Origin of the sequence: Pseudomonas fluorescens, assembly GCF_902497875.1 — a bacterium.
Classification (GTDB): domain Bacteria; phylum Pseudomonadota; class Gammaproteobacteria; order Pseudomonadales; family Pseudomonadaceae; genus Aquipseudomonas; species Aquipseudomonas fluorescens_BR.
Window position 1 is genome coordinate 1 of sequence record NZ_CABVHY010000161.1, and the last position, 840, is coordinate 840.

The 840-nt window shown below is 53.0% G+C and carries 2 tRNA genes and 1 rRNA gene; all 3 read left to right on the top strand.

What is annotated here, in order from left to right:
- A 16S ribosomal RNA gene (locus F8N85_RS34420) occupies window positions 1–483 on the top strand; the annotation flags it as partial.
- An 83-nt stretch (window positions 484–566) separates the two neighbouring features.
- Window positions 567–643: transfer RNA gene (locus F8N85_RS34425), tRNA-Ile, on the top strand.
- Between the two features lie 30 nt (window positions 644–673).
- Window positions 674–749: transfer RNA gene (locus F8N85_RS34430), tRNA-Ala, on the top strand.
- The last annotated feature ends 91 nt before the right edge of the window (window positions 750–840 follow it).

An 840-nucleotide genomic window follows, 5' to 3' on the forward strand; every position in this document is an offset into this window, starting at 1 on the left:
GTCGTCAGCTCGTGTCGTGAGATGTTGGGTTAAGTCCCGTAACGAGCGCAACCCTTGTCCTTAGTTACCAGCACGTAATGGTGGGCACTCTAAGGAGACTGCCGGTGACAAACCGGAGGAAGGTGGGGATGACGTCAAGTCATCATGGCCCTTACGGCCTGGGCTACACACGTGCTACAATGGTCGGTACAGAGGGTTGCCAAGCCGCGAGGTGGAGCTAATCCCAGAAAACCGATCGTAGTCCGGATCGCAGTCTGCAACTCGACTGCGTGAAGTCGGAATCGCTAGTAATCGCGAATCAGAATGTCGCGGTGAATACGTTCCCGGGCCTTGTACACACCGCCCGTCACACCATGGGAGTGGGTTGCACCAGAAGTAGCTAGTCTAACCTTCGGGAGGACGGTTACCACGGTGTGATTCATGACTGGGGTGAAGTCGTAACAAGGTAGCCGTAGGGGAACCTGCGGCTGGATCACCTCCTTAATCGACGACATCAGCTGCTCCATAAGTTCCCACACGAATTGCTTGATTCATTGAAGAAGACGATAAAGAAGCAGCCCGAAATTGGGTCTGTAGCTCAGTTGGTTAGAGCGCACCCCTGATAAGGGTGAGGTCGGCAGTTCGAATCTGCCCAGACCCACCAATTTTGTGTGGGAAACGCCTGTAGAAATACGGGGCCATAGCTCAGCTGGGAGAGCGCCTGCCTTGCACGCAGGAGGTCAACGGTTCGATCCCGTTTGGCTCCACCACTTACTGCTTCTGACACGTAAAGCTTAGAAATGAGCATTTCCTTCGAATGAAGGCTAAATGTTGATTTCTAGTCTTTGATTAGATCGTTCT